This is a genomic window from Eubacteriaceae bacterium Marseille-Q4139 (genome assembly GCA_018223415.1).
In the GTDB taxonomy this organism is placed as follows: domain Bacteria; phylum Bacillota; class Clostridia; order Lachnospirales; family Lachnospiraceae; genus CABSIM01.
In genome coordinates, this window is sequence record JAGTTQ010000001.1 from 1,282,801 (window position 1) to 1,303,293 (window position 20,493).

Sequence of the window (20,493 nt, forward strand, 5' to 3'; positions counted from 1 at the left end):
ATCACCTCTCATAGCGGCGGAGTCCATGACGGATTAAGTCCTCCACAAGCTGTTTTTTATCGCATCCCCTGGCTTCCCAGAGCATCGGGTACATGCTGATGGCCGTAAAGCCGGGCATGGTATTGATTTCGTTGAAAATTACCGTCCCGTCGTCCTTTACGAAAAAGTCCACGCGGGCCAGGCCGTAGCCGTCAACGGCCTTAAAAATCTCCTTGGCCTCGTTCCGGACGGTCTCTGCGGCGCCCTCCGGAAGCTCGGGATCCACGACGGTACGGGAATCCCCGTTGTAATATTTTGCATCAAAATCATAGAACTCGGCCGCCGCAAGGATTTCCCCGACGCCGGAAGCGCGAACCTTCTCGTCTCCGCCGCCGAAAACGGCACACTCGATTTCATGACCCACGATGGCCTCCTCCACCAGGATCCTCCGGTCATGGCGGGCGGCTTCTTTAAGGCCTTCCTCCAGCTCTTTCCGGTTTTCAGCTCTGGTAACCCCCCGGGACGAACCGGCGTTGGACGGCTTTATAAAGACCGGGTACGGGAACGCGCTTTCCACGCGGGCCGTCACCGTTTCCATGTCCTTTAATTCATGCTTCATCACCGCCACATAGGCCGCCTGACGGAAGCCCAGGCTGTTTACGATGATTTTCGTCGTCAGCTTATCCATGGCCGCCGAGGACGCCAGGACGCCGCAGCCCACGTAAGGGATCTTCGCAAGCTCTAAAATGCCCTGCACCGTGCCGTCCTCGCCGTAAAGGCCGTGGAGAATCGGGAACACCACGTCCACATGGATCTTTTCCGTCTTATCCCCGTCCATGACGAGCAGGCATTTGTCCTCCGCGTCGGGGGAAAGGACGGCCGATACATGGCTTTCGCGCCAGGAATCGTCCTCTAACTGAGCCAGGGAGTCTACCTTGAGCCAGTGTCCGGCCTCGGTGATTCCCACCAGGATCACGTTGTATTTTTCCGTATCAATATTGGCGATGATGTTTTTGGCGGACATGCAGGAGACCACATGCTCCGAAGACTGGCCGCCGAACAGTGCCACAAGATTCAATTTCTGCATTTTTCTCCTCCTGAATTCTATAAGGATACGGTTTAGATTATAACACAGTTGGAAACAATTACAAATAGCAAATGTGATGAAATGAGGTTCGGATGATGAAGAAGAAATATCGGTTCTGCCTGTCCTTGGTGCTCCTTTTGACAGCCTTTCTGACGGCCATGTCCGGAAAGCGGGAGCATGACGCCGCCCTGGCAGCCCGCATTGCACCGGAAATCCTGCGGTTTCATGTGCTGGCAAACAGCAATTCGGCAGAGGATCAGGCATTAAAATTAGAAGTAAAGGATTTTCTGCTGGATGCCATCCGCGACGGCGCAGCGGAAATCCCGGCGGACTCCAGGGAGGCGCTTTCCGCATATATTATGGAAAACAGGGACGCCCTGGAGAACGCGGCGGAAGACTTCATGGAAAGCCGCGGCTTTTCCTACCCGGCCGAAATCCGGCTGGAAACCTGTGAATTCCCGGAAAAAACTTACGGCGATATGACGTTTCCCGCAGGCACTTATGACGCGGTTCGCGTCCTTTTGGGCGCCGGTGAGGGCGAAAATTTCTGGTGCGTGCTGTATCCGTCCCTCTGCTATCTGGACAGCACCCACGCCGTCGTGCCGGAGGAGTCGAAGGAAGTTCTTTCCGGTCTTCTGCCGGAGGACGACTTTCTTGCGCTCCTTCGGGCGCGGCACAAAGGGACGGGGACGGTGCGGGTGAAGTTTAAATTTTTAGAGGTTTTGGGGCGTTAGAGGGACGCGTCGGGGAAGATTTTCGTGGACAGCGGTGAGCGGCCATGCTATGATGAAAAAAACAATTTCAGGAAAGGATTCCCATGCTTTTTCATATGTTTTCTTCTCCGAAAGAACGCCGGTCGGCCGGCGGCTCCTGCTTCATTGAAATCCAGTCCTGCCGCCTGCCAAAAAATACCGAAATCCGGGATATCGTCACGGTACACAGCTTAAAGCATTGGAACGCCGGCTCCCTCTATGTCCTAGGCGACGATGTCCCGGAATTTCTATCCTTTTACGGCGATATCCTTTCCGGGGGATATTATAACAACACCAAAACCGGCCCGCTTGATCTCTGCGGCATCAACTTTTTTCCGGCAGACCGGGCCGAACAGATTGCGGCGCGCCTGAAGCAGGAAAAACCGCCGGAATATGAGACGCTCCTCGCATGGCTTGAAAAAGAAAGCGATGCGGCGGGCTTTTATGTCCTGGGACTTTAGCACACGGGCCTTCCGCCTGGCTCGTGAAGCAGAAAGCGGCAGGCGGCCTTAACGGAAGCGCCGCCCGTTTTCTTCGTTAAGCTCCCGCAGCACCTCCGCAAGCACGGTCATTCCCTTGGCCGCGTCGTCCCAGGCGGTGAACTCCTTTTTGCTGTGGCTGATGCCGTCCTTACTCGGCACGAAAATCATGGCGATGGGCATTTTCATTGCCATGGCGTTTCCGTCGTGGGTGGCACCGCTGGACATCCGGCGGCAGGGATAGCCATGTCTTTCGCAGACCGTTTCCAGCTTCTCCATGATTCCCTCGTCACAGCGCACCGGCGCCTTTTTTACAATCTGACAGAATTCTGCCTTCACGTCCGGAAGCGAAGCGCCAAGTGCCCTGGCCTTTTCCATGAACGCTTCCATCCTTTCAGCGCTCAGATTCCGGATTTCCAGCACCATGTCGGCCCGTCCCGGGATCACTGCGACAGCCCCCGGCGAAACGGAAATTGTCCCCACGGTCGCTACCATCTGGTTTCCAATTTCCCTGGCAATCCGGTCAAAGCCCTCGATGAGCCTGGCGGCTCCCACCAGAGCGTCCTTCCGGTACTCCATCATCGTCGTGCCCGCATGGTTGCTCTCGCCCGTCACGGTCACTTCGTACCGCTCCAGCCCTACAATGCCGGTCACGATGCCGATATTTTCTCCCGCTTTTTCCAACGTATTTCCCTGTTCAATATGGAGCTCCAGATAACAGAGGGCGTCGTCCATGGGAAGTTTTACCGTCTCAAAATCCTCTCTCGAAAGGCCATAGGCCGCGGCCCGCTCCATATATCCCGGCGCGTCCGGGTCGAGAAGCCCGGTCATGGCACGGCTCCCGAAAGTACCGCCCAGGTCGTTGCCCTCTTCCCCGTTGGTTCCCAGAAGATGAAAGTTTACATAACACTCCCCGTTTTCTCCGAGATATTCTTTGAAATCCCGAAAGGCCTCGACGGCGGCCACGATTCCCAGCATCCCGTCATAGAGGCCGCCCTCCTTTACCGTGTCCAGGTGGGAACCAAAGTAGATGGTTTTTGCACCAGGGCGGCCGCAGCGGTACTCCCCGTGAAGGTTCTTGCAGGAATCCGTCCATACCGTAAGCCCGGCCTCCTCCATGTAGGCCTTCGTCTTTTCCAGGGCTTCCAGATACGTTTCACTGAACAGCAGCCGCGTCACGGAGCCGTCCTCCGCCTGTCCGATGGAGGCAAGCTCCATAAATTTCCCATAAATCCGCTCAAAATCCATGTGTTTCCTTTTCCTTTCTGTAAAAATAGCCTGTATAAGGCAAAAAATCCCCGCTCCCCCGCAGTTTTCGCCCGGGGAACCGGAGATTTGTATTTATGATACGGCAAGATTTCCTGCCACGGCCCAGTCATAAGTTTCCATCGCCTGAAACAGAGCCAGATCCGCGTTTTTCATCGCAGTTTCTTTCGTCACCAGCGCATTTTTCTGCTGGAGATATTCCAGGCGGCCGATCATGCCGAGCTGGTATTTCGTCTCTGCCGTCTGCATCTTTGCCTGTTCCAGCCCGTAAGCCGTTACAGCCGTATCGTATTCATTCTTTTTCTGAAGCACATCGTTGTAAAGGTTGGTCATCGAAGACGCAATCGCTGTCCTCTGATTGTCGATGGTTCTCTGGAGGTTCTGCTTCTCCACGGAACCGTCTGTCTTATTCTCATAATCCAGAAGATTGTAGCGGAGCGTATAGTTGTTCTCGATGGCCTTTTCCTTGTCAGCCTCCGGGTTCATCCCGCCGATTCTGGAAGCGTCTGCCGCCGGCACCGGGCGGATTTCCGGGCTCGCATCGTAGGCCCAGCCCATCATTGTGCAGAGGGACTGGCGGATCTTGTCAAGGTTGGCATTCACCGTGAGAAGACCGGCCTGAGCCGACTCCAGGTTCTGTTTTGCAGACAGGACGTCGTTTGCTGTCGCCATACCGATGTTTGCCTGCGTCTCCGTGGACGCCAGGACTTCTTTTAAGAGAGCAACGGAATCCTCCAGACTCGCCTGCTGGATCAAAAGCTGCTCGTAGCTGATCATGGCTGTCTGGGCGCCTGAAACAAGAAGTGCCCGCGTAGAATCCACAGTCTTTAACTTCATCATGTCCGGCGTCATCTCTGTGATGGCATCCACCGAGAGAAGAAGCTGTTCCGCCTGGGCACTCATGGATTCCGACGCATAGACCGCATTGGCATACGCCGTTATCGTGTTGGGATTATCCTTTAACATTTCTGCGTAGCTCTGCATGTTCTGAGCCTGATCCAGGATCCCGCCGACGCTGTCCATCGTCGATTCCTTCACTTTTTCAACAGAGCGGTAGGATTCCTTATTGTCCGCATACGTTTCCTTCACGTTCTTCAGCGTCGTATTATACTCATCAATCAACAGCTCAATCTCATCATATTCCAGCACATTGTCATGGATCCTGTTCCATGTGGCCTCGTCGTAGACCTGGCCCGGCTCCGGAACAAATTCTTCCGCCATGGCCGTGACCGGCGCGGCTGCCATGGAAAGAGCCGCCGCCGCAGAGATGATGATTTTTAAATTTCTTCTCATGACTGTCCTCCAATCTCCAAAAGGCCCTGCACTGCCCATTCATAATCTTCGATGGCCGCCTGGAGCGCCAGATCCGCCGATTCCTTCGACTCCTGCGCCGTCATCCAGGAGACCTCCGCCTGAAGGTATTCCTGACGGCTTAACATTCCCATCTGGTATTTCTGATCGGCCGCTGCCTTATCTGCCGCTGCCGCCTCGTATTCCAGAGAAGCCGCCGAGAACTCGGTCTGCTTCTGGATCACGCTCTTATAGAGCGCCTCCATCTCCATGCGAACCTGATCTTCCTGGCTCTTAATCTGCCGGTTCTTTGCGTTCTGCCCGCCAAGCCCGGCAGCGCCCGCCCGGCGCGTCGCCATCAGCGTATAGTTATTTAAAATCGCCGTCTCGCTGTCCGTCTCCGGCTGGAAACCGGCGATTTTTCCCTGATCCGCCTCCGGCACCTTCCTGATTTCCGGATTGGCATCATACCGCCAGCCAAGCATGGAAAGAAGCTCCTGCTTCTTATTTAAAGCTGTGTTTTCCGCGCTCTTAGCCGCGGACCTTGCGGAATTTCTCGCATCCTCGGCCGCCAGAACCTCTTCGGCAGAATACATATTAAGCTCCTTCTTCCGAAGGGCCGTCTCATACTCCGCTTCTGCGATCTCCAGCTTTTTCTTTTCAATCTGCTCCTTCGAGTCCAAAGTCTGGTATTCCCGCATCAGGGCTCTGGCCGCCTTCACCTGGTTGTTTTTTAACTGCTTTAGGCTCCTGACCGCCGCCGGCTTCCCCTCGGCGTCCTTTTCCAGGCTCGCCGCATAGGCTTTTAAAGCGCGGACACTGGCCTGATACTCCTCATATTCCTTTTTGGAAATATCATCCTTCAGGTTTTCGGCTTCCCTGGAGAGCTCTTCCGCCTCATCCCGCATCTCGCCTGCAAGGCGCAGAAGCTCACTGCTGGAAAGGCCGGTGGAACTTCCGGGGTTCCCGTAAAAGCTGTCGAGCTGGCTCAAAAATTCGCTGTTGTACAGCTCCACCAGCCCCGGGATCTCATCATACTCCAGGACGTTGTCCCGCAGGCGCGCAAGTTCCTCTTCGCTGTATTCGGTCACAGGAGAAATCTGTGAGGCCGCAAGGGCCGAAATCTGTCCCGCCGCCGGCCATAGGGGAGAGACCGACACCGCCGCTGCAATGCACACAGCCGCACCGGCTCTCCGCATGTTTTTCTGCATTTTCATCTATTTTCCTCCGTCATTTGAAGCTCAGCCATCTTCTTTTCTGAGCATACTCTGTTCCGGATACAAACTCAATTACATTTCTCTTACAAATTCTTTCGTTTCCTGCCGCTGCGATCAGTCAAAATCCGGCAGGGTTTTCGGCTTCCGATTCATCAGCTTATAATAAATAGGAAGCATCAAAAGTGACAGGATCGTAGAGGCCGTAAGGCCGCCCACGTTTACAAGGGCCAGGCCCTGCATCATGGCGCCAGCATCTCCGTAAGCCATGGCCATGGGGATCATGCCGACAATGGTCGTTATCGTCGTCATCATGATCGGGCGCAGACGCGTTGCGCCGGCTTCGATCAGAGCCGTGTCCATATCCATCTCCTGCCGGTACTGGTTCACCGTATCCACATAGAGAATACCATTGTTTACAACCGTACCGACTAACATCAGGAAGCCAAGAAGCGTCGGCATACTGATGGCGCAGTCCGCCAGCCATAAGAGGCCAAAGGAACCGATCAGGGCGAACGGGATCGTCGTCATAACCATGATGGAGAACTTCGGCGACTCGAACTGGGCTGCCATGACAACGAAGATCAGGAATACGGCGATTCCGATAGCATTTCCAAGGGAACCGAACTCCTCGTTCTGCATCTCGGTGATGGCATTCTCCTGCATTCCGATGGTATTGCTCAGGCGCGGATCCACAACTTCCTTCTGGATGATGTTCTTGGATTCCACCGTGGCGGCATCCGTAAGCTGGCCGGTGATCGTAACCTGGTACTGTTTATCGGTTTTTAAAATGCTCTGCGGGCTGTCCTTAAACCCTACTTCCGCGATATCCATGAGGGCGACAGAACCGCCTGTGGCCGTCGGAAGCACAATACCCTGGAGCTGGTCGATGGTCTCGTACTCGTCATCCGGGTATTCCACCATGACGCTGATCTCCTCGCCGTCCACCTCGAGAGTCGTCGCCTCCGTACCGCTTAACATCATGTTGACTGTTCCGGCCACCTGCACCGGGGAAAGTCCCTCGGCCGCCGCCTTCACCGGATCCACAGCCACCTCTACGAGGGGCGCGTCATTTTCCAGCGACGAGTGGACATGGGTCACGTCGGGACGGCTCTGCATCTCAGCAACAATCTCATCGGCCACCTGTTTTAACTCGTCATACTGGGTACTGACAAGGATGTATTCCACCTCGTCATCGGCTGCCGCCGCCATGGTTCCCATAGAGCTCTGGGATTCCAGTGTAATGGAGCAGTCCGCCCACCCGATCAGGTCTTTCTTCCACTCTCTCAGGATTTCGTCAGTCTCCTTTGTCCTGTCATCCTTCAGATATGCCGTCAGCGTCGCACCGGAGCCGCCCATGGAAAGGCCGCTTCCTCCGTAGGACAGCATGTAGGAATCCAAATTCTCATCCTGTACAACATAATCCTCTACTCTTCTGAGGATTTCATCCACCCGGTCAATGGTAAGGCCCGGCTGCGTCTCAATCGTCAGGCTGATTGTTCCCTGGTCATCCGCCGGCATTAACTCCATGCCGATCTGGCCTGCCAGAATAAACGATACGATCAGCAGCGCAACCGATGTAAGCATAACAAGTGCCTTGTGGTTCAAAAGCTTCTTCATCAGGCCGCGGTAGCCATCCTGAAGAGCCCTCATGAATCTGGATGCCGGGTTTTCCGTCTTCTCCTTCGGACGGTAAAACGTATAGCAGAGCGGCACAAGCGTCATGGCCGAAACAAGGGAGGCCAGCATACAGAATACGATGGTAAAGCCAAGGGGCTTAAATAACTGGCCGCTCATGCCCTGAATCAGTGCAAGAGGCAGGAATACGACACAGGTAGTCGCCGTGGAACCAATGATGGACTGGATGACAACCCGCGTTCCCTCGAGAGCCGCGCTCCTGGCCTCCACGAAGCCGCCGCCTTTGGTATTCCTGAAACAGCTCTCCAAAACGACGATGGAGTTATCCACCATCATGCCGACGCCAAGCACAAGGCTTCCCAGAGTGATGACATTCAGGGAAAAGCCCATGGCACCCATCAAAACAAGGGCGGCCAGAATGGATACCGGAATCGAGGTACCGACAATTAACGATGCCTTAACGTCTCCAAAGAACAGCCAGATAATTACCATGGCGGCGATGACCGCCATAATCATAGTCTCAAACACGCTCTCCAGGGAGCTCATAATCGTATCGCTGTAATCATTAACAACAACTACTTCCAGATTCGGATCGTCCTCTTTCAGGCCGTTCAAAATCCGGAGAACGTCCTCGGAGACCTCCATGTCGCTGCTGTCCTGATTCTTTTTAACAGAAATGGAGACCGTATCTTTTCCGTTGTAGCGGCCGATACTGTCCTGATCCTCCAGCCTGTCGTAAATATTGGCGATATCCTCCATGTAAATGATATTGCCGTTTCCCATGGTAATCGGGATTTTCTTTAACAGTTCCGTCGTATCAAAATCCACGCCGGAGGTAACAGACAGCTCTTTGCCGCCCACTTCCGTACTTCCAAGGGGCATCGTAAAGTCCGCAGCCGCAATGGCAGAGGACACGGCGCTCATGTTCAAGTGGTACTGAGCCAGCTTTTCCGGGATCAGCTCGACTTTTATGTACGACTGCTGTCCGCCGCTGACACCGACACTGGCTACGGAAGCCAGCTTCTCAATTTCAGGAACGATGGTGGAGTCCACATAGTTGTAGAGATTCTCCTCGGCATCGTTGTTGACGGCCAGCATCAGGGAAGCCGTATCGTTAATGTCCATCTCGATGATGGTTGGTGTCTGGACATCGTCCGGGAAGTCGTTCACCAGGCCGTCCAGCTTCTTTTTCAAATCCGTATAGGCCTGATCCATGTCCATGCCGTATTCATACTGAAGAAGGACAAGCGCCATATTTTCACTGGACATGCTAGTAATCGTATCCACACCGCTTAAGGTTCCGACCTCATCCTCGATGACCTTCGTCACCAGTTCTTCCACGTCGTCCGGGCTCGCGCCGGGGTAAATGGCGTTGATGATGAGCATCGGCATTTCCATCTCCGGGATCAGCTCCAGCTTGGAGGAGAAGACGGAGTTCAGACCAAAAACAATCAGGCAGAGCACCACGAGCACTGTGGTGACCGGCCTTTTTAAGACCTGTTTTGTAAGTCCCATGTGCGCCCCTCCTTACTGCTGTCCGGCATCTGTTTCTGCCGTCTCTTCCTGTGCCGTTTCGCTTCCTGCCTTCTGGACAGGCGCACCTTCATATAATTCCTTTGTCCAGGTAACAATGACCTGATCATCATAGCTCAGTCCCGACCGTACCTCTACTTTTTCCGAGTCGATGAGCCCCTGCTCGATCTGCACCTTATGGGCAATGCCGGCCGCCTCGTCGAAGGTATAGACATAAGCCTCGCCGCCGCTGTAACTTACACAGTCGGCAGGAACCGTCATCACGTTTTCTGCCCGCTGTGCCGTCACGTAGAGCTTCACGGCGCTTCCTGTCGCCAGCCCGGCGGCATCGTTCATGGCAGCTTTCACTTTAAAAAGTCCCGTAGCCGGATCCACCATGGTGCTGATCTCCGTAATCATGCCGTCGTACTCCATGCCGTTCTTTTCCACGGTCAGCGGATTCCCCACGGCCAGGCCGTTCATGACCCGCTCCGTCACGGAAAAGGAAACGGTCTTGTTGCCTTCGCCGGAAATGACAGCCACATAGCCGCCGCTGGACACCATGTCGTGAGCCTCCACGTCGAAGCTCTCCAGAAGTCCGGAAATCGGCGCTGCCACCGTGCTGTTTTCCAGCTGCGTGTCATAATTTAACTTTGCAGACTCGTACTGAAGCTTTGCGAGCTGCGCCGAACTTGCCACCTGCTCATAGCTCTGGGCGGAAATGTCGCCGCTCTCATAGAGCACCTGCATGCGGCTTAAATTTGTCTGGGCGTCGTTCATGGAGACACGGGCGCTGTCCAGGGTGATTTTTGCCGCGTCGAGCTGCTTGTTGTCAATTTTAAAAAGCGGCTGATCCTTTTCCACAGTCTGACCGACACTCACATAGACCTCCAAAACCTCGCCGGCTCCTTTGGGGATCACATAAACCACATCCGACGGCTCCACGGTTCCCGTAAGCCCTGTGTTCAGTTCTATGGTTCCTTTCTGCGGGGCAGCTACCTCCACGGTCGGATCCGGCACAGCCTCGATGGGCGGCTCTGTTTTCATCATCCTGAACGCCACAAGCCCGACGACCGCCGCGGCTACAACTGCTCCGATTATAATCTTACCTGCCTTCTTCATATATGTCCTTTTCCTGCCTTTCCTTAAAATCCTGATTTTTTCCATTCGGACATGCGCCGCAGCGCAGCATATTCAGACACTGCATATAGGTTTCTTTTACCTGTTCCTTGGGAAGCTTGTCGCGGAAGAACTGCTTCATGGCTAACATCATCGCAAGCGTATGCATATCCATGAGAATGCCGAACTGTTTTACATCCAGAGGGCATTTCGTCCTGTCGAGATGCTTAAACAGCCACTGGAGCATGCTGCTGTTTATTCTATCCGGGGGGGCATCCCCGCATTCCTCTCCAAGCTGGAACATCTCCGACATGCCGTTTCCCTTTATCATGTTTGCAAAGACTTCGGCAATGCCTTCCCTGCTTCCAATTTCCAACTGCTCTTCCATGGTGCGCTCGAATACATACCAGATATCGCCGCCGCTCTCCGTCATGGCCTGGACCATGATCCGTCTGGATTCCTTTACCCGGTCGTCAATCAGCCACCGGAGCAGGTCTTTTTTATCCTCAAAATATGTATAGAAGCTTCCTCTGGAAATATCCGCGTCCCGGATGATGCGGTTGATAGACGCCTCCTCTAAAGGAACCCGTTTGAATTCCCGAAGGGCCGCCATCCGTATGGCATCGGCTTTTGCCCTGGGCAGCCGGTAAAATCGTTCCGTCGGCACTCTGATCCTTCCTTTCCGTATTGTATTATTCTCCCTCTGTTTTGTTCCTGTGACAATACGTCACCATTATAGTGACACCTTGTCACCATGTCAAGCGCCGCCGGAAATTTTAACGGAATTTATACATTTTTTACTTTTTCCTGTATGCAGGCAGGTGTTCAGATTATACCTTTATAAACGAAACAGGCTGAAGATTTGCTTCAGCCTGCTTGGGGATTTTTTCTGTGGGGGAAGGCGCATGAAAGCTCCTGGGCCTGCCCTTCTGACATGTATTGCTTTTGTGCGTACAATCGTTTATAATAGGGGCAGAATCCAGAAAGGAGCTTTTATTATGGCAAAGACAGCAAATCTCTACGCACGAATTGAGCCGGAAGTAAAAGAACAGGCAGAATCCATCCTGAATGAGCTTGGTATCCCCGCTTCCAATGCAATCACGATGTTCTATAAACAGATTATCCTCCATAAAGGCCTTCCATTTGAGGTAAAGCTGCCGGAACATCCGCTTGATGCAAGCCGCATGACGGAGACACAGCTTCACGCAGAACTGGAGAAAGGATATGCGGATATGCAGGCGGGCCGCACAATACCTGCATCGAAGGCTTTTGCCGATATCCGCAAGGAATACGGCATATGATTTATGAAGTACGGATGACACCGGAGGCAAAAAATGACCTGCGCGGTATTTTTGAATATATTGCGTTTGATCTTCAGTCGGTTCAGAATGCAGCAGGCCAGATTGACCGGTTGGAAAAAGGCATTTCAGAATTGGATCAGATGCCGGAGCGTTTCCGGAAATATGAGAAAGAGCCCTGGCACAGCCGGAATCTCCGTGTGATGCCCGTGGACAATTACCTGGTATTTTACATACCGGATCAAACCACAGGGATTGTCACAGTTATCCGTGTAATGTACGGCGGACGGGATGCTGACAGGCGGCTAAATGAATGATTAAAATACTTGTTGTAAAAACCGTAGAACCAGCTCTTTTTTTACTCAAGTTCTCTTCAAACACAACAGGCTGCCGCATCGCGGCAGCCCGAAATCCCACGAAAAACTAAAAATTCGTAGGCGTCATCACTTTCCCGGCCAGAACCTCTTCGTAGTCCTTCAAGTTCCTCTGGAGGAGCTCCGGCGTGTTTAAGCCGTAAGGACATTTGCTCATGCACTGGTTGCAGTGGAGGCAGTCCTTGATCTTCATCATCTTTTCCTGGCCCTCCGGCGATAAGTGGGAAGCCGACGGGGAACGCCTTAAAAGCAGGGACATTCTCGCACAGTTGTTGATCTCGATTCCCACCGGGCACGGCATGCAGTAGCCGCAGCCGCGGCAGAAGCTGCCGTAAAGCTGCTTTCTGTCGTTTTCAATGAGTGCACGGATCTCGTCGTCCATGACCGGCGGATTTTCTATGTAGCTTAAGAATTCGTCCAACTCCGCCTCTCTCTGGACGCCCCAGATCGGGAGCACGTTGTCATACTGGGCCTCGAACGCATAAGCCGCGGCCGAATTGGTAATCAGGCCGCCGGACAGCGCCTTCATGGCGATAAATCCCATGTCGTGAGCCTTGCATTCCTCCACCAGCTTGATGTCCTCATCGCTGCAAAGATAGCAGAACGGGAACTGGAGCGTATCGTAAAGCCCTGATTCGATGGCCTCGTGAGCCACGGAAAGCTTGTGGTTGGTGATACCGATGAAGCGGATCTTCCCCTGCTCCTTCGCCTCCACGGCCGCCTCGTAAAGGCCGGTGCCGTCGCCTGGCTTCGGACAGACAGACGGGTTGTGGAACTGGTACACATCCACATGATCCGTCTTTAAAAGCCCAAGGCTCGTCTCCAGGTCTTTCCAGAAGCCGTCGGCATCCTTTGCCGCCGTCTTCGTGGTGATATAGATGTGGTTGCGGATATCGCTCATGGCATATCCGATCTTTTCCTCGCTGTCGGAATACGCCCGCGCCGTGTCAAACAGCGTGATGCCGCCGTCGTACGCCTTTCTTAAAAGCTTTGCCGCCTCATCCTTTGTAATTCGCTGGATCGGAAGGGCGCCAAACCCGTTTTTGTTTACCGTAATCCCGGTCTTCCCCAATGTTACTGTTGTCATACTCCCATTCTCCTTTCCTTATCGAGCATCGCCTGAAGGGCCTCGTCGCTCTCCTCAATCCAGACGTCTTCCTCGTCCGCATTAAGCCCTAAAAACTGCGCCAGAGTCCTCTCATCGCCGCTGTTATTCCATTCCTCTATGTAATCGTCGATTTCCTCAAACTTTATGCTTCCTGCCAGATACTTTTCCCTGAACGTCATGTTCCTGCTCCTTCAGATTCTTGAGAATCGTGATTTCCTGATTGTCGATGTGTTCCCGTGCGGCTCTCCTGGCCTCATCCACATGGCGCTTCTCCAGCGCCCGGATAAGGTGGTCATGTTCCACCAGCAGAATCTGCCGCTTGTCCTCATCCTTGATATATTCCAGGCGGTAGCGGTACATCTGTTCCCGCAGGTTATTCAAAATCTGCACGAGCTTCTGGTTTTTCGTGCTGTTGTAGATGATGTCATGGTACCGCTCGTCTGTCTGGGCAATCCGCATGGCATCGCCCTCTGAAATGGCCGCGGCAAACTCCTCCTGGGTCTTTTTTAACTCCGAAAGCTCCTCCGGCTCCATCCGCTGGCACGCCAGGTCGATGGCAAGCTCCTCTAAGGAACGGCGAACCTCCAGTACATCCCGAAGGTTCTGTTCGGAAATCTTCGCCACCTCGGCCCCTTTTCGCGGGATCATCAGAACAAGCCCCTCTAACTCCAGCTTTCTTATGGCCTCGCGGATCGGCGTCCGGCTCACGCCGAGACGTTCCGCAAGCTGGATCTCCATCAAACGCTCCCCCGGAGCCAGCTCCCCCTTTAAAATTGCCTGCCTCAGTGTCTTAAAAACCACATCGCGGAGCGGCAGATATTCATCCATGTTGATCTCAAACTGATTCATCCTTTGTCACTCCCCTTTTGTTTTCCGTTCCTTCTGTTAAAAAATCCCGTCACATACACCTGCTTGGAAAGCTTGCCGCCCTCCGCCTGCTTTAATGCTCCGGCAGCCTGTTCCGCCGCCGTCCTGTCCTTAAAAAGCCCGAACACAGTAGGGCCGCTGCCGCTCATCAGCACGCCGTCGGCGCCGTTTCTTCGCATGATGTCCTCAATCCGTCCGATTTCCGGGTGTTCCGGCGCCGTCACGCTCTCCAGGACATTTCCCAGCCTTGCGATTACGCCGTCCAGATCGCCTTTTTTAATGGCACTTACCATGCCGTCGATGTCCGGATGCTCTTCGGGACGCAGCTCATTGGCCCTTAGCTTCCCGTAGACGGCCTTCGTCGACACGCCGATCTGCGGCTTTGCCAGCACGACGCTGCACTGGGGCATGGGCGGAAGCGGCGTCAATATCTCTCCGATGCCCTCCGAAAGGGCCGTTCCGCGCATAATACAGTAGGGCACGTCCGCCCCAAGCTTTACTCCGCGCTCCATAAGCTCCCGCTTTGTGAGCCCTAGCCCGAACAGGCGGTTCACGCCGATTAAGACAGCCGCCGCATCCGTGCTTCCGCCGGCCATCCCGGCTGCCACCGGGATCACTTTTCGGATCTGGATTTTCAGCCCGTCACGGATCCCGAATTCATCCATCAAAAGCTTCGCCGCCCGGAACGCCAGGTTCCCCTCGCCGTTCGGCACATAGGGGAGGTTTGTCTCCACCGAGAGCCCCTGCCCGCCGGTTTCCATCCGTATGGTATCATGGACTCCGACGGTCTGCATAATCATGCGTACCTCATGGTACCCATCCTCGCGTTTCCTCACCACATCCAGTCCAAGATTGATTTTTCCATATGCTTTCAGTTCCAGACGTTCCGCCATATTCCACACTCCTTACTAAATGTTAGTATATCGGATATGCCAGGCATTTGACAAGTCTTTTCCTCAGTTTTCTCGTTTCATTCCCAGGGACGCGGCGACAGATTCCGACGCAAGATTGTCTTTTGCGATCCTCGCCGTGACATGGTCTGCGAAAAGATCTTCTTTTGCATAGGAAAGAATGGCATTGCACACCTCTTTTGCAAAGCCTTTCCGGCGAAACGGCACAAAAATATGATAGCCAAGCTCCAGCTCGGCCGAATCAGGCGGCGCATCTTCCCAGGAAATCCCATAAACCATCTTCCCGTCTGCTTCCTCCGGAACCCGAAGCCCCGCGACGCCGATGAGCTCGCCGCTTTTCTTTTCCACGATCCCCCAGAATCCAAAGCCGTAAAAAGCATACTGATTCTTTGTGTAAACTTCCAGTTCCTCCGGCGAAGAAAACGAGAGCCCCACCTGATTGTCCCAAAGCTCCATAAAATCCTCGCCGCGAAGCTCTCTGACAATCGTCCGTTTGGTCTCGCAGATTTTCCATGGGAGCCCCAGATGGCGCCTCGCCACACGCTCTAAAAATTCTTCGTCGGCGTCCTCCGGCTTCTCTACCAGATAGACGGCCGGCGAGAGGTCTTTTTCCGGATGACCGGAGTCCCACAAGCCAACAATGGCTCTCCCGGCCGCTTTCGCAGCCAGAAGAGCCTCTTTTTCATCGGAAATCAAAATGGGAACGTCCCTGTTATTTACTTTTGCGGTTCTGATCTCCTGCATGAAGTCTCCTTTTTAGCACTTCTCCGGTTCCGGATAGGAAACGCCGAAGGTCTCTGCGGTGATCTTCTTAATCTTCTGCTCCTTCATGGGACGGTCGCTGTAATCCGTCCGCACTTCGGCGATGCGGTTCACCACGTCCATTCCCTCAATCACCTGCCCGAAGGCGGCGTACTCGCCGTCAAGGTGCGGGGAAGTCTTGTGCATGATGAAGAACTGGGAGCCTGCGGAGTTGGGGTTCATGGCACGGGCCATGGAAAGCACGCCCTCCGTGTGGGCCAGATCATTCTGGAAACCGTTGTGGGAGAACTCGCCCTTGATACTGTAACCCGGGCCGCCCATGCCGGTTCCCTGCGGGCAGCCACCCTGGATCATGAAACCGCGGATGACGCGGTGGAAAATCAGTCCGTCGTAAAAGCCCTTGTTTACCAGGCTTAAAAAGTTATTTACCGTATTGGGAGCCACCTCCGGGTAAAGCTCCGCCTTCATCACATCGCCGTTTTCCATCTCGATGGTGATAACTGGATTCTGCATGCTATCTGTCTCCTTTTAAAGAATTTCTTATCTTCTGTTTATTTTAGCAGAGGAAACGGCGGTTGTCCAGACGGTTAAGGCCCTAAGTAGATATTTCCCACAAGAATTAAGGAAAGCCCGTATTCGCTTACCGTTCCGTAAGCCGTTCCATCCGCATCTGTCCTGGCAAAGAACCCGGAATCACTCTGAAGCTCATAAACCGTATCGCCGATTTCGATCCGGACGTCATAGGCGGCCGGATCCTCCGGAGAATCAAGTGTTTCTTCCTTAAGCGCAGTTTCAAAGAAATATAGTGCATAGCCGCAGGTGCTTTTATTGAGCTTGGTTTCTTCTCCCGTTGCCGGAACGTAAGCCGTGCCGGAATAGCCCGGGTCATCGGTATTAAGCCGCACACTCTCAGCCAGTCCGGAAAGGCTCTGGAAATCAATGGTACCCTTTGGCCCTTCGATTTTCGCAAGCGGGAGCCGGTTCGCATCGCTGACCGCAATATACTGCTTTTCCCCGTCAGTGATGCCCTCGATGCCATCATAGACCGAAAGCTTCACCTCTGTCTCACCGCTCCGGATCTTGAAGTCAGCATTCGCTCCTCCCTCTCTTTCGCAGTCCTCCCATTCACTGAGATCTGCTGCATACAAAAGATCCAGAATGGCATTCTTTTCTTCCTCGCTCGTCTTAATCGTGATATCGTCAAGGCCATTTCGGCCGATTACGACCAGAACCTCATCGACATCATCCCTCTCAAACAAAAGCTCACTCAGGTTCCCGACCGGGGCAGCAGGCGGAACCTTTGGCGTCTCCGGCACCGATTTTTTCGTTTCTTCCGTCTCACCGGCAGTTTCTTTTTCCGGCTCTTTTTCTGTTTCGCCGGAAATTTCCCCTGCCGTCACCGTTTCTGCCTCCGCAGTCTTTTCTGTTTCACCCGCTGTCACAGAAGGCGCTTTCCCGTCCTGTCCGGACGAGGCATTCCCGCAGCCTCCCAAAAGCAAACAAAGCGATGCCAGCAAAAGAAATACCTTACTTTCCTTCTTTTTCATAACTTCCTCCTGTTCTGCCAGGTTCACAGCGGCCAGACACACTTAAACGGTTACTCCCCCGCCAGCGCAAAATCCACGCTCACCTGCGCGCTCACTTCCATCTCCCCGGGCATCACGGCCATGTCCATGGTCGCTGCCGCAGTTTCCGCCACGGCGCCTGCGCCGGATTCTAAGTTTATGCCGGAAGCGATGTATCTTCCCGACTGGCTGTCGCTGTACTCCTGCATGCTCACGATGGCGCCGAGCTTCTGCCCACCGGCCGCGGCCAATGTCTCCGCCTTTGCGCGGGCGCTCTCCACTGCCATTTTTAACGCCTCCTGATAGCACTCATCGTACTTGCTGGAAAAATAGGAAACGTAATAGATCTCGTTGGCGCCCGTCCCCACCGTATCGGAAATCAGACTGCCCAGATCATCCACCGGCACATTCGTGAGCGTCAGCCTGGTCGTCATCTCATATCCCACAAGCTTCTGGGTATTCCCGCTCCAGTCATAGCGCGGGTTCAGGGAAAAATCAGACGTCTGGATCGAACCTTCGTCGTACCCAAGTCCCTTTAAATACTCGATAACTGCATTTAATTTTTCCGTGTTCTCCTGCTGGCATACGGCCGCATCTTCATTTTCCGTCGTGATCCCGTAGACGATTTTTGCCATGTCCGGCACCACTTTTACGGTTTCGCGGCTTACGACGTTTAACGTGCCTTCTCCGTTTTCTCCTACGTTCTGAACCTTAATGACCTCCGGAAGGCTCGCGGAAGCCTGGCTCGCACAGGCCGACAGAAAGACTGCGCCGGCCGCAATGGTTCCAAGAATGATAATCAAATGGCTTCTTTTCATAATATCTCCTCCTAAAAGACGCGCTGCATAAGCAGCCATGTTTCCTTTTTCTGTTATATTCATTTTAGCAGGAAATCCTTGCGTTCCGCAGTCTTTTCTCTTACGTTTTCATGTCCGAATTGTTAAAATCTGCTATCCTTTCCTTAAATTTCTTCCAGTTTCGGGATTGACGGCCCGGCGCCGGGACGGGTCACGGCGATGGATGCTGCCTTTGCCGCCAGGGACATGGCCTCTTTTACCGGCATACCTTTGGAAAGCCCTGCAATCAGGTAGCCCGTGAACGTGTCTCCGGCCGCCGTCGTGTCCACGGCTTTCACCGGAAAGGCCGGCTGGAACATGCATGTTCCGCCCTTTTGATAATAAGCGCCCTTTTCACCCAAAGTCAACACCACGGCGGCATCGGGAAATTTTTCAAAAAGCGCCGCAAGCATGGCTTCCGGCTCCATGCCGCCCGTACTTCCCGTAAGCTGTGCCGCCTCCACCTCATTTAAAAGGAACGTCCCCACAGCCTCAAGAGGACAGGCAAAAACAGCCTCGTCCATGGGCGACGGGTTGAAGGCAATCTGCATCCCCTTTTCTTTCGCCCGCTCCATAATATAGGGAAGCCCGTTCACCTCATTCTGAAGGACGAGGAAATCGCCGGGGCCAAAACCGGAAAGGGCCCGGTCTGCCTGTTCCCTCGTAATCGTCCGGTTGGCGCCGCCGTAAAGCAGGATACAGTTGTCGCCGGCCGCATCATTCTGGATAATCGCGTTTCCCGTCCGCTCCTCCTCTCGGATTTCAATAAGCTCCGTCCGGACACCGGCTGCCTTCAGTTCTTTTATGAGGAACAGCCCGTCCTCCCCGACAGCTCCGGCGTGCCAGACAGACGCCCCGGCCCGCGCCAGCGCAATGGACTGGTTCATGCCTTTTCCGCCGCTGTAAATTCGCAGGGAATCGGCCGCAAGCGTCTCGCCTTTCTTCACGAAATGGCGGACACGGTATGTAAAATCAATGTTCAGGGAACCAAAACAAAGTACCTTCATCTGAGGCCTCCTATCTTTTTCAATCGTATTTCCATTATACCATGTCCGCTATGCGGCCATGGGCCTCCGGCGGAATCTAGCGCCCGGATTTCCGCGGCGGGCGCGGAAACCGGCATGCACAGGTATAATGACCGCTATGCGGTCATTATACCGCAGAACCGCCTATCTTTCACTGTTTTTCCAAAAGAAACCTCTTGCATTTCTCCCGCAGATATGCTATACTTCCGCATAGTTAGTTTTTGCTAACTGCAAGTTGTAATCTTTCTTCTTTCTATCCATACGAAAAGGCCCGCTGGCGTCCATACCGCCAGGCGGGCCTGTCCTCATTCATGCAGCCCTGTATAAGCAAAATCAGGATATTTTCTGTAATTCCCTCTGCAATTCTTCCCGGTAAATATCCGCGATATATGACGGGCCATTCCACCACAATTTTGAAGACTCATCATATAACAGCGCGCCTGTTTTCGATGCTACGAATGCATTCAGCAGGCTTGTGGAATTTCCGCCGGGATTTTTCTCCAGTTCTTCTACTACAAGCGTTACCAAAAGATCAATTGCATATTCTTTTTGTTCCTGCGATACGTCAATCATTTTCTCCATATTCTTTCGCTCCCCACATAGTTCAGACAACTAATTGCGCGTTCTGTCCGGAAACAAAATTGATCTTTCAACCGTTCTGGCAAAAGTCTGCTGATACAAAACCTGTCTGCTTCTTCACTACCAATACTTCCATATACTCCTGACAGATAGGCGACAATCGTAAAATTCGTTGCATCATCCGCTATTTTCCCCGCAACAATATCATACTGATTTATCTGTTGTCTTACTTCTGGGAACGTTCCTTCTTTTCTGTGAGCCACTACACAGTGCAGCCATTCTGTATCTGCTTCTGTGAAGATGTGCAAATTTAGCTTTTTTGTTGGAGTAAAACAGTAAGTTGACACAACGCCGTACTCCTGTTCCTCAGAAATAATTCCCTGACTTTTTGCTTTCTTGAGGGCTGTTCCAATGAATTTTTCTGCCTGTTCTTTTGATGTCGTCAGATAAAATCCTTTTCCAAAATCTTTGTGAGCGGCGCATTTTGAAATATCAGGGACTGCCACTTCACAATAACTGCCGTGATAAAGAAACATTTCATTCCCCAAGCGCAGCAACAATATCTACCCCCTTGCTTTTCAGTATTTCTTCCAAATCGCAAAATACTGCCTGGTCACTCTCCGTATGGAATGTTTCAAAACATGCTTCAATCAGTTCCAGAAGGCCGTATTTGTTTAGGAGCTCATTGGCTTTTTGGATATCTGTATTCCATTTTTTCGCAGCCAGGCGAATGATCCTCGCCTGCATAAATATGATCTGCGTTTTCTCGCTCATGCTGATTCCTTCTTCCTATAATTTACTGTTGCCATACACAAATTTTTCCATCCGACAT

Annotated in this window: 23 protein-coding genes; 4 read left to right on the forward strand and 19 right to left on the reverse strand. The window is 53.2% G+C overall.

The window, feature by feature from the left end; all coding sequences use genetic code 11:
- Window position 1: 1 nt before the first annotated feature.
- Window positions 2-1,066, reverse strand: a complete 1,065-nt coding sequence (locus KE531_06175) for a D-alanine--D-alanine ligase (GenBank protein MBR9953211.1) — start codon at window positions 1,064-1,066, stop codon at window positions 2-4.
- A 95-nt stretch (window positions 1,067-1,161) separates the two neighbouring features.
- Here KE531_06175 and spoIIR point away from each other — a divergent pair, with 95 nt between their 5' ends.
- Together spoIIR and KE531_06185 are read left to right on the forward strand one after the other, a co-directional pair.
- Window positions 1,162-1,800 (forward strand): stage II sporulation protein R, encoded by a 639-nt coding sequence (spoIIR, locus tag KE531_06180; protein MBR9953212.1) that lies wholly within the window; start codon window positions 1,162-1,164, stop codon window positions 1,798-1,800.
- Window positions 1,801-1,883: 83 nt separating this feature from the next.
- Complete coding sequence (locus KE531_06185) at window positions 1,884-2,279, forward strand: hypothetical protein (protein MBR9953213.1); 396 nt, start codon at window positions 1,884-1,886, stop codon at window positions 2,277-2,279.
- 48 nt (window positions 2,280-2,327) lie between these two features.
- Here the strand turns inward: KE531_06185 and KE531_06190 are convergent, their stop codons facing one another.
- The 6 genes from KE531_06190 to KE531_06215 all read right to left on the reverse strand — a co-directional run bounded on the left by KE531_06190 (window position 2,328) and on the right by KE531_06215 (window position 11,003).
- Window positions 2,328-3,545, reverse strand: a complete 1,218-nt coding sequence (locus tag KE531_06190) for a Zn-dependent hydrolase (GenBank protein MBR9953214.1) — start codon at window positions 3,543-3,545, stop codon at window positions 2,328-2,330.
- Between the two features lie 93 nt (window positions 3,546-3,638).
- Window positions 3,639-4,856 (reverse strand): TolC family protein, encoded by a 1,218-nt coding sequence (locus KE531_06195; GenBank protein MBR9953215.1) that lies wholly within the window; start codon window positions 4,854-4,856, stop codon window positions 3,639-3,641.
- Window positions 4,853-6,070: a hypothetical protein gene (locus tag KE531_06200; GenBank protein MBR9953216.1), complete on the reverse strand. Its 1,218-nt coding sequence runs from the start codon at window positions 6,068-6,070 to the stop codon at window positions 4,853-4,855. The genes KE531_06195 and KE531_06200 overlap by 4 nt, the downstream gene beginning before the upstream one ends.
- A 114-nt stretch (window positions 6,071-6,184) precedes the next feature.
- Window positions 6,185-9,220: an efflux RND transporter permease subunit gene (locus KE531_06205; GenBank protein MBR9953217.1), complete on the reverse strand. Its 3,036-nt coding sequence runs from the start codon at window positions 9,218-9,220 to the stop codon at window positions 6,185-6,187.
- Between the two features lie 12 nt (window positions 9,221-9,232).
- Entirely contained in the window at window positions 9,233-10,339 is a 1,107-nt protein-coding gene (locus KE531_06210) for an efflux RND transporter periplasmic adaptor subunit (protein MBR9953218.1), read from the reverse strand.
- Window positions 10,323-11,003, reverse strand: a complete 681-nt coding sequence (locus KE531_06215) for a TetR family transcriptional regulator (protein ID MBR9953219.1) — start codon at window positions 11,001-11,003, stop codon at window positions 10,323-10,325. Before KE531_06215 ends, KE531_06210 begins: the two co-directional genes overlap by 17 nt.
- Window positions 11,004-11,331: 328 nt before the next feature.
- Between KE531_06215 and KE531_06220 the strand changes: the two genes are divergently transcribed.
- The gene (locus tag KE531_06220; GenBank protein MBR9953220.1) at window positions 11,332-11,637 is read left to right on the forward strand and encodes a type II toxin-antitoxin system RelB/DinJ family antitoxin; all 306 of its coding nucleotides are present in this window, start codon (window positions 11,332-11,334) and stop codon (window positions 11,635-11,637) included.
- The gene (locus tag KE531_06225; protein ID MBR9953221.1) at window positions 11,634-11,951 is read left to right on the forward strand and encodes a type II toxin-antitoxin system RelE/ParE family toxin; all 318 of its coding nucleotides are present in this window, start codon (window positions 11,634-11,636) and stop codon (window positions 11,949-11,951) included. Before KE531_06220 ends, KE531_06225 begins: the two co-directional genes overlap by 4 nt.
- Window positions 11,952-12,057: 106 nt before the next feature.
- Here KE531_06225 and KE531_06230 read toward each other — a convergent pair whose 3' ends face one another.
- The 12 genes from KE531_06230 to KE531_06285 form a co-directional block, all read right to left on the reverse strand.
- Entirely contained in the window at window positions 12,058-13,095 is a 1,038-nt protein-coding gene (locus KE531_06230; GenBank protein ID MBR9953222.1) for an aldo/keto reductase, read from the reverse strand.
- Entirely contained in the window at window positions 13,092-13,295 is a 204-nt protein-coding gene (locus KE531_06235; GenBank protein ID MBR9953223.1) for a hypothetical protein, read from the reverse strand. Before KE531_06235 ends, KE531_06230 begins: the two co-directional genes overlap by 4 nt.
- Window positions 13,252-13,965, reverse strand: a complete 714-nt coding sequence (locus KE531_06240) for a GntR family transcriptional regulator (protein MBR9953224.1) — start codon at window positions 13,963-13,965, stop codon at window positions 13,252-13,254. The genes KE531_06235 and KE531_06240 overlap by 44 nt, the downstream gene beginning before the upstream one ends.
- The gene (locus KE531_06245; protein MBR9953225.1) at window positions 13,962-14,876 is read right to left on the reverse strand and encodes a 4-(cytidine 5'-diphospho)-2-C-methyl-D-erythritol kinase; all 915 of its coding nucleotides are present in this window, start codon (window positions 14,874-14,876) and stop codon (window positions 13,962-13,964) included. Before KE531_06245 ends, KE531_06240 begins: the two co-directional genes overlap by 4 nt.
- Before the next feature lie 63 nt (window positions 14,877-14,939).
- Entirely contained in the window at window positions 14,940-15,638 is a 699-nt protein-coding gene (locus tag KE531_06250; protein MBR9953226.1) for a GNAT family N-acetyltransferase, read from the reverse strand.
- Between the two features lie 12 nt (window positions 15,639-15,650).
- A complete protein-coding gene (locus tag KE531_06255) occupies window positions 15,651-16,169 on the reverse strand; it encodes a peptidylprolyl isomerase (GenBank protein ID MBR9953227.1) in 519 nt (172 codons plus the stop codon).
- Window positions 16,170-16,243: 74 nt separating this feature from the next.
- Window positions 16,244-17,203, reverse strand: coding sequence for a hypothetical protein (locus KE531_06260; protein MBR9953228.1), 960 nt, complete (start codon window positions 17,201-17,203; stop codon window positions 16,244-16,246).
- Window positions 17,204-17,253: 50 nt separating this feature from the next.
- On the reverse strand, window positions 17,254-18,039 hold the full coding sequence (locus tag KE531_06265; protein MBR9953229.1) for an SIMPL domain-containing protein: 786 nt from the start codon (window positions 18,037-18,039) through the stop codon (window positions 17,254-17,256).
- Window positions 18,040-18,182: 143 nt separating this feature from the next.
- Window positions 18,183-19,064: a ribokinase gene (locus tag KE531_06270; protein MBR9953230.1), complete on the reverse strand. Its 882-nt coding sequence runs from the start codon at window positions 19,062-19,064 to the stop codon at window positions 18,183-18,185.
- Window positions 19,065-19,415: 351 nt separating this feature from the next.
- Complete coding sequence (locus KE531_06275) at window positions 19,416-19,655, reverse strand: hypothetical protein (protein ID MBR9953231.1); 240 nt, start codon at window positions 19,653-19,655, stop codon at window positions 19,416-19,418.
- Window positions 19,652-20,197: a DUF3990 domain-containing protein gene (locus tag KE531_06280; protein MBR9953232.1), complete on the reverse strand. Its 546-nt coding sequence runs from the start codon at window positions 20,195-20,197 to the stop codon at window positions 19,652-19,654. Before KE531_06280 ends, KE531_06275 begins: the two co-directional genes overlap by 4 nt.
- Window position 20,198: 1 nt before the next feature.
- A complete protein-coding gene (locus KE531_06285; GenBank protein MBR9953233.1) occupies window positions 20,199-20,435 on the reverse strand; it encodes a DUF3791 domain-containing protein in 237 nt (78 codons plus the stop codon).
- Window positions 20,436-20,493: the final 58 nt, after the last annotated feature.

Excerpts from the sequence above, each read along its gene's own strand:
- KE531_06280 (MBR9953232.1), bottom strand. The coding sequence starts at position 20,197 with ATGTTTCTTTATCACGGCAGTTATTGTGAAGTGGCAGTCCCTGATATT.
- KE531_06240 (MBR9953224.1), bottom strand. The coding sequence starts at position 13,965 with ATGAATCAGTTTGAGATCAACATGGATGAATATCTGCCGCTCCGCGAT.
- KE531_06185 (MBR9953213.1), top strand. The coding sequence starts at position 1,884 with ATGCTTTTTCATATGTTTTCTTCTCCGAAAGAACGCCGGTCGGCCGGC.
- KE531_06195 (MBR9953215.1), bottom strand. The coding sequence starts at position 4,856 with ATGAGAAGAAATTTAAAAATCATCATCTCTGCGGCGGCGGCTCTTTCC.
- KE531_06250 (MBR9953226.1), bottom strand. The coding sequence starts at position 15,638 with ATGCAGGAGATCAGAACCGCAAAAGTAAATAACAGGGACGTTCCCATT.
- KE531_06200 (MBR9953216.1), bottom strand. The coding sequence starts at position 6,070 with ATGAAAATGCAGAAAAACATGCGGAGAGCCGGTGCGGCTGTGTGCATT.
- KE531_06245 (MBR9953225.1), bottom strand. The coding sequence starts at position 14,876 with ATGGCGGAACGTCTGGAACTGAAAGCATATGGAAAAATCAATCTTGGA.
- KE531_06260 (MBR9953228.1), bottom strand. The coding sequence starts at position 17,203 with ATGAAAAAGAAGGAAAGTAAGGTATTTCTTTTGCTGGCATCGCTTTGT.
- KE531_06270 (MBR9953230.1), bottom strand. The coding sequence starts at position 19,064 with ATGAAGGTACTTTGTTTTGGTTCCCTGAACATTGATTTTACATACCGT.
- KE531_06275 (MBR9953231.1), bottom strand. The coding sequence starts at position 19,655 with ATGATTGACGTATCGCAGGAACAAAAAGAATATGCAATTGATCTTTTG.
- KE531_06205 (MBR9953217.1), bottom strand. The coding sequence starts at position 9,220 with ATGGGACTTACAAAACAGGTCTTAAAAAGGCCGGTCACCACAGTGCTC.
- KE531_06285 (MBR9953233.1), bottom strand. The coding sequence starts at position 20,435 with ATGAGCGAGAAAACGCAGATCATATTTATGCAGGCGAGGATCATTCGC.
- KE531_06175 (MBR9953211.1), bottom strand. The coding sequence starts at position 1,066 with ATGCAGAAATTGAATCTTGTGGCACTGTTCGGCGGCCAGTCTTCGGAG.
- KE531_06225 (MBR9953221.1), top strand. The coding sequence starts at position 11,634 with ATGATTTATGAAGTACGGATGACACCGGAGGCAAAAAATGACCTGCGC.
- KE531_06265 (MBR9953229.1), bottom strand. The coding sequence starts at position 18,039 with ATGAAAAGAAGCCATTTGATTATCATTCTTGGAACCATTGCGGCCGGC.
- KE531_06190 (MBR9953214.1), bottom strand. The coding sequence starts at position 3,545 with ATGGATTTTGAGCGGATTTATGGGAAATTTATGGAGCTTGCCTCCATC.
- KE531_06210 (MBR9953218.1), bottom strand. The coding sequence starts at position 10,339 with ATGAAGAAGGCAGGTAAGATTATAATCGGAGCAGTTGTAGCCGCGGCG.
- KE531_06230 (MBR9953222.1), bottom strand. The coding sequence starts at position 13,095 with ATGACAACAGTAACATTGGGGAAGACCGGGATTACGGTAAACAAAAAC.
- KE531_06235 (MBR9953223.1), bottom strand. The coding sequence starts at position 13,295 with ATGACGTTCAGGGAAAAGTATCTGGCAGGAAGCATAAAGTTTGAGGAA.
- KE531_06255 (MBR9953227.1), bottom strand. The coding sequence starts at position 16,169 with ATGCAGAATCCAGTTATCACCATCGAGATGGAAAACGGCGATGTGATG.
- spoIIR (MBR9953212.1), top strand. The coding sequence starts at position 1,162 with ATGAAGAAGAAATATCGGTTCTGCCTGTCCTTGGTGCTCCTTTTGACA.